Here is a 7,009-nt window from a genome sequence, read left to right on the forward strand (position 1 = left end):
TTTGGGCCAGCAGCCAGTATTTACCGACGTTGATTTGCACCTGGAGCAGGGTGAAATCATCGTCATTATTGGTCCCTCGGGTACCGGTAAATCAACCCTGCTGCGCTGTATTAACTTTCTAGAACGCCCAGAAACGGGACACATCACGGTAGGCGACTTAAGGGTCGATGCCCGGCGTGCTAGTCGTGCCGATATTCTGGCGCTACGCCGACGAACCGCTTTCGTATTTCAGAACTATGGGCTATTTGCCAACAAAACGGCGTTAGAAAATATCAGCGAAGGCATGATTGTCGTTGATAAGCTGCCTAAGGCTCAGGCGCACGCTCGGGCAAGGGAGATTTTAGAGCGCATTGGCTTGGCCGATAAGGCGGATGCTTACCCAGCATCGCTGTCCGGTGGCCAACAGCAGCGGGTAGGCATTGGGCGTGCGATGGCCGCGAATGCCGATGTGATTCTATTCGACGAGCCAACCTCATCGCTGGACCCGCAATGGGTGGAAGAGGTGCTGAGCTTAATGAAACAGCTCGCCGCCGAGCAGCAAACCATGATTGTGGTGACCCATGAAATGCAGTTCGCCAGAGACGTCGCCGACCGGGTGGTGTTTATGGATGAAGGACAAATTGTCGAACAAGGGCCGCCTGAGGAGCTGTTTACCAATCCTCAAGATGAGCGGACGCGGCGTTTTCTGCGCAAAATTCTGGCGCCAACGGGGCAGGCATTGCCATAACGGGTGAGTGGCAATCTGTGCGGGAAAAGCATTGACAAGCGCTGGCAAGCCCGCTTAACGCGTGATAGACTATGCCATCCTCTCAGACAAGACCCGTGGACGGGCAGATTTTGAACTGCTCGTTACACCATTTGGTAGTATTTTAATTGCTTCCAAATCAATTGGTTATTGTGGAAAGATTCTGACGGAAATGTCGTGGTGAAAGCCGACCGACAAACACATAGTTAATCCGTTGCCGTTTATTGGCAACCTTTATTCTCCAAGGAGATACCTGTGGCGAACAGCAAGCAAGCACGCAAGCGCGCCCGCCAGGCCGAGACTCGTCGCGTCCTGAAAGCCAGCCAGCGCAGCATGGTCCGCACCTACATCAAGCGTGTGATCAAAGCGATCAGCACCGGCGATCATGGCAAAGCGATGGAAGAGTTCCGGGCAATGCAGCCGGTTGTCGACCGCATCGCTGATAAAGACGTTCTTTCTAAGAAGAAAGCTGCACGTCTGAAAAGCCGCTTGAACAAGCGCATTAAGGCTCTGGCGGCGTAAGCCGGCAGGCGCCATAAAAAAACCGGCTGCGGCCGGTTTTTTTGTGTCTATACGTCGCGTTGCCCGCGGCGACTTTGGGTCTCTTGTTTTAGTCGCTATGGATTGAGTGATGACCGCCAACACGCCACCGCAAGCAAATATGTCGCCCCCGCGCCGCGGGTTGATGCGCTCTGGGTTAGTGGTCAGTGCCATGACCATGTTGTCGCGTGTGATGGGGTTGGTGCGCGATGTGGTGGTTGCCACCTTCTTGGGGGCAGGCAACGGCTCGGATGCGTTCTTCGTTGCGTTTAAAATTCCTAATTTTCTGCGCCGTTTGTTTGCCGAAGGGGCGTTTAACCAAGCCTTTGTGCCGGTGCTTTCAGAGTACTCAACCCAGCGCAGTAAGCAGGAAATTCGCGAGCTACTGAATGCGGTAGCGGGCAGCCTGACGGCTATTTTGGCGCTAATAACAGCGTTGGCGATGCTGGGCGCCCCGTGGCTGGTGTGGGTATTTGCCCCCGGCTTCGGGCGCGACCCCGAAAAGCTGGCCATGACAGCCGACATGCTGCGCCTGACGTTTCCCTATTTGCTACTGATTTCGTTAACCGCTTTTTCGGGTAGCGTGCTGAATACCTGGAACCGCTTTGCGGTACCCGCGTTCACCCCCGTGCTGCTGAATATTTCGCTGATTGGCGCGGCGCTACTGCTAATGCCGTTAATGGAAGAGCCCGCCATGGCGCTGGCCTGGGGGGTGTTGATTGCGGGTGCTGCCCAGTTAGCGTTTCAGGTGCCGTTTTTGCTGCGCCTTGGGTTGCTGCCGACCCCGTGGCCAAATTTTGCCCACGAAGGCGTGAAGCGCATTCTGAAGCTGATGGCTCCCGCGCTGTTTGGCGTATCGGTATCGCAAATTAACTTACTGCTGGATACGGTGTTGGCCTCGTTGTTAACGGCGGGCAGCGTGTCTTGGCTGTACTATTCGGATAGGTTGGTCGAACTTCCGCTTGGGGTCTTCGGTGTGGCGATTGGCACAATTATTTTGCCTGCACTTTCCAAGCGTCATGCGGAGCAGTCCACCGAACACTTTTCAGCGATGCTAGACTGGGCCATTCGCGTTGTGCTGCTATTGGGGGTGCCTGCCGCGCTGGCACTGGCCGTGCTGGCAGAACCGTTTTTGATTACCTTGTTCCACTACGGGGCAATGACCGATACCGATATTCAAATGGCCGCCATGAGCCTACGCGCTTACGCCTTTGGATTGGTGGCGTTTATGCTGATCAAGGTGTTAGCACCGGGCTTCTTTGCTCGTCAGGATACTAAAACACCGGTCAAAGTGGGCATTATCGCCATGGTGGCTAACATGGTGTTCAACCTGCTGTTAATTTGGCCGCTTGCTCACGCAGGCTTGGCATTGGCGACTGCACTGTCGGCATTTTTAAATGCTGGGCTGCTGGGATATCTGCTCTATCGCCAGAAGGTGTTGATCTTTCAGCCGGGGTGGGGACGCTACGCAGTACAACTGGTGGGCGGTAGCGCGTTGATGAGTATTGCGCTTTATCTGGCTGCCCCCGACTGGCAGGAGTGGCTTGATTTTGAACTGTGGCAGCGCATTCGCTGGGTAGCAGGGTTAGTCGTGCTGGGTGGCGGGCTTTACTTTGCCTGGTTGACCGCGTTTGGCCTGCGGCTGCGTCACTTTAAGATGAATAGCTGATGCGCCAATAGGCAGCGTTAGGGTGATTAAAAAGGTGATGCCAGGGCGAAAGTAATCTTCCCCTGCACCTGATCAGCGCGTTCGTTATAATCAAACGCTTTTAAAAAAGGCTTTTAAAAAAGAGGTGCCATGCACGTCATTCGAGGTCTGCACAATCTGACAGCGGCTCATCGGGGCTGCGTTGCCACCATCGGTAATTTTGATGGTGTGCATCGCGGCCATCAGGCGATCCTGCAGCAGTGCCGTGAGCATGCGGCGCGCTTGAAGGTGCCGTTGACCGTGGTGGTGTTTGAGCCTCAGCCGCGGGAGTTTTTTGCTGGTGATCAAGCACCGCCGCGGCTTACCCGCCTGCGTGAAAAAGTTCGCTTGCTGCGTGATCATGGTGCCGAACAGGTGCTGTGCCTGCCTTTCAACGATGCCTTGCGCAGCCTGACCGGGCGCGAGTTTATCGATCAAGTGCTAATTAAGGGCTTGGGGGTGAAGCATCTGGTGGTGGGTGATGACTTCCGCTTTGGCTGCGACCGCCGTGGCGACTTCACCTTGCTTAAAACTGTCGGGCAGGTGGAAGGGTTTGGTGTAGAGCACACGCGCACCTTTAAAGTTGATGACGAGCGGGTATCCAGTTCACGCGTGCGTACCTTACTGGCCAGCGGTAACTTTGACGTGGCTGCACGCCTGCTGGGCAGGTCGTATTCGCTGCATGGCCGTGTGGTACGCGACCAGCAGCTAGGGCGCACTATTGGTGTGCCCACTGCTAACCTGCCGCTGTTGCCTCAGCCATTAACGCTGCGCGGCGTGTTTGCTGTGGTGGCCGAGCTGGCTAATGGTCAGCGTTATCCCGCCGTAGCGAATGTTGGCTTTCGGCCAACGGTGGGGTCTAAACGCCCCACGCTGGAAGTTCATCTGTTGGATTTCTCAGGCGACCTCTATGGTCAGCGGCTGACGGTTTACCCCTGCGCGCGTTTGCGTGGGGAAGTGAAGTTTGACGACTTTGATGCGCTAAAAACGCAAATTGAACACGATCAAGCCAGAGCGCGCCGCTACTTCGCAGCAGCGGGTGCTGGCTGCATGAATTCTCTTCCGCTGGCCTCGGCCCCGCTTGGGCGTGAGACCGCTTCTTCTGATTTCTCTTCGGCGGATAACGCCGCCGATGCTAACGACGGCTGACCGGACTATGGATTATAAGCACACGCTAAACTTGCCAGAAACCGACTTTCCTATGCGCGGCATGCTGCCGAAGCAGGAGCCAGGGCGCGTTTCTAAATGGCAGGATATGAACCTATACCAGCGCTTGCGCGATGCCCGCGCGGGTGCGCCGCTGTTTGTTCTGCACGATGGCCCTCCCTACGCCAACGGCAGCATCCATATTGGTCACGCTCTCAATAAAATCCTTAAAGACATTATTGTTAAGTCGAAGAATCTGGCGGGTTTTGATGCCCCTTACGTGCCAGGCTGGGATTGCCACGGTCTGCCTATTGAGCACAAGGTAGAAACCACCCACGGTAAACATTTGGCCGCGGGTAAAGCCCGCGAGCTTTGCCGTGAATATGCCGGTGCGCAGATCGAAACGCAGCTAGCTGACTTTGTTCGCCTGGGCATCATCGGTGACTGGGACCACCCATACCGCACGATGGATTACGCTAATGAAGCGGGCGAAATCCGTGCCTTGGCGGAAATGGTGGATGCGGGCTATGTGTTCAAAGGCCTAAAGCCGGTCAACTGGTGCTTTGATTGTGGCTCGGCCTTGGCTGAAGCGGAAGTTGAATATGCCGATAAGAAATCCGACGCCATCGACGTCGCTTTCCCGGTAGAAGATGCCGACAAGCTAGCGGCGGCCTTTGGTCTAAGCGAATTGCCCAAGCCTGCGGCGGTGGTGATCTGGACCACCACGCCTTGGACAATCCCCGCTAACCAGGCGTTGAACGTTCACCCTGAGTTTACCTATGCGCTCGTGGATACCGGCGAACGCCTGCTGCTGCTCGCAGAAGAGCTGGTGGAAAGCTGTTTAGAGCGTTTTGAGCTGACGGGCAGCGTAATCGCTACCGCGCAAGGTGCAGCGCTGGATCTAATCAATTTCCGTCATCCGTTCTATGACCGCCTCTCGCCGGTTTACCTCGCGGATTACGTTGAGTCCGAAGTGGGTAGCACGGGCATCGTTCACTCAGCGCCTTCTTACGGTATGGATGACTTTATCACCTGCCGTGAGCATGACATGAGCTTTGACGACATGCTTAACCCAGTGCAGGGGAACGGTGTTTACGCTGATGATCTGCCGTTCTTCGGCGGCCAGATGATCTGGAAAGCTAACCCGCATATCGTTGAGAAGCTGCGCGAGGTTAATGCGCTAATGGCGCACACGCCCATCAAGCACAGCTATATGCACTGCTGGCGCCATAAGTCCCCGGTGATTTATCGTGCCACTGCCCAGTGGTTTGTGGGCATGGATATTCAAGGTAAAGACGGTAAAACCCTGCGTGAGCGGGCGTTGGAAGGCATCGAAGCCACCGAATTTACCCCCGCGTGGGGCAAGGCGCGTTTGCATAGCATGATCGCTAATCGCCCGGACTGGTGTATCTCCCGCCAGCGTAACTGGGGCGTGCCGATTCCGTTCTTCTTGCATAAGCAAACGGGCGAGCTGCACCCCAAGACGGTTGAGTTGATGGGAGAGGCGGCTAAGCGTGTCGAGCAAGAGGGTATTGAAGCGTGGTTTAAACTCGACCCCGCTGAGCTACTCGGTGCCGAAGCTGCTGAGTACGACAAAGTCACCGATACATTGGATGTCTGGTTTGACTCCGGCTCCACGCATCGTCATGTGCTGCGTGGCTCGCACCCTCATGGTCATGAAAGTGGCCCGCGTGCTGATTTGTACCTGGAAGGCTCGGACCAGCACCGTGGCTGGTTCCATTCGTCGCTACTGACCGGATCGGCGATTGATGGTCATGCGCCATATCGTCAGCTACTAACCCATGGCTTTACCGTCGATTCACAGGGCCGTAAGCAGTCCAAATCGTTGGGGAATGTGGTCGCGCCGCAAAGTGTGATGGATAAGTTGGGCGCTGATATTTTACGCCTTTGGGTAGCGTCTACCGACTACTCCGGTGAAATGGCGGTGTCGGATGAAATCTTGAAGCGTACCGCCGATGTGTATCGTCGTATCCGCAACACTGCACGCTTTTTGCTTTCTAACTTGAACGGTTTTGATCCGGCTAACGATCAGGTGGCTTTTGGCGATATGCTGGCACTGGATCAGTGGGTGGTTGACCGTGCGGCACAGCTGCAGGGGCGTATCGAAAAAGCCTATGAAGAGTACCGTTTCCTGGATGTGTATCAGCAGGTACACGGTTTCTGCGCACGGGAATTAGGCGGCTTCTACCTGGATGTCATCAAGGATCGCCAGTACACCACTCAAACGGATTCACTCGCCCGCCGTAGCGCGCAAACCGCGCTTTATCATGTGGTTGAAGCGCTGAGCCGCTGGATTGCACCGATCCTGTCGTTTACCGCTGAGGAGATCTACGAGCATATTCCTGGCAAGCGTGGCGACAGCGTACTGCTGGAAACTTACTACACTGGGCTTGGCACCTTAGAGGATGGCGCTGAGCTGGGCCGTGCCTTCTGGGAGCAAGTGCTGGAAGTGAAGCATTCGGTGAACAAGTGCTTGGAAGACGCCCGTAATGCCAAAGTCATCAAGGGCAGCTTGGCGGCGGAAGTTACGCTTTACGTGAGCGATGAACTGAACGCTACGCTGTCTAAATTGGGCGACGAGCTGCGCTTCGTGATGCTCACCAGTGAAGTCCATCTAGCACCGCTAGTGGATGCCGCCAACGCAGAAAGCACCGAGCTTGAAGGCTTGAAAGTGGCGGTTAGCGGAAGCGAGCACCAGAAGTGCGAGCGCTGCTGGCACCATCGTGCTGATGTAGGCACTCATGCTGAGCATTCCGACCTGTGTGGTCGCTGTATCAGCAATCTTCCAGAAGGCAGCGGCGAGATTCGTTACTATGCCTAACACTGCGTCAACCACCAATGATCCACACCAGCGGCCGCCGATGCGGCGG

General features: G+C 55.7%; 5 protein-coding genes. All 5 read left to right on the top strand.

Features of this window, described 5'->3' with window-relative positions; translation table 11 throughout:
- Position 1: 1 nt before the first annotated feature.
- The 5 genes from INT22_RS12085 (at position 2) to ileS (ending at position 6,960) form a co-directional block, all read left to right on the top strand.
- Positions 2–727 (top strand): amino acid ABC transporter ATP-binding protein, encoded by a 726-nt coding sequence (locus tag INT22_RS12085; protein WP_193068284.1) that lies wholly within the window; start codon positions 2–4, stop codon positions 725–727.
- A gap of 273 nt (positions 728–1,000) precedes the next feature.
- Positions 1,001–1,267, top strand: coding sequence for a 30S ribosomal protein S20 (rpsT, locus tag INT22_RS12090; RefSeq protein WP_009722795.1), 267 nt, complete (start codon positions 1,001–1,003; stop codon positions 1,265–1,267).
- Between the two features lie 109 nt (positions 1,268–1,376).
- Complete coding sequence (murJ, locus tag INT22_RS12095; RefSeq protein WP_089040746.1) at positions 1,377–2,954, top strand: murein biosynthesis integral membrane protein MurJ; 1,578 nt, start codon at positions 1,377–1,379, stop codon at positions 2,952–2,954.
- A gap of 129 nt (positions 2,955–3,083) precedes the next feature.
- Positions 3,084–4,121: a bifunctional riboflavin kinase/FAD synthetase gene (ribF, locus tag INT22_RS12100; protein ID WP_120386314.1), complete on the top strand. Its 1,038-nt coding sequence runs from the start codon at positions 3,084–3,086 to the stop codon at positions 4,119–4,121.
- A gap of 7 nt (positions 4,122–4,128) precedes the next feature.
- Positions 4,129–6,960 carry an isoleucine--tRNA ligase gene (gene ileS, locus INT22_RS12105; RefSeq protein WP_193060806.1) on the top strand — a complete coding sequence of 944 codons (2,832 nt, stop codon included), beginning with the start codon at positions 4,129–4,131 and terminating at the stop codon, positions 6,958–6,960.
- Positions 6,961–7,009: the final 49 nt, after the last annotated feature.

This window comes from Halomonas sp. 3D7M (assembly GCF_014897885.1).
Lineage (GTDB): Bacteria > Pseudomonadota > Gammaproteobacteria > Pseudomonadales > Halomonadaceae > Vreelandella.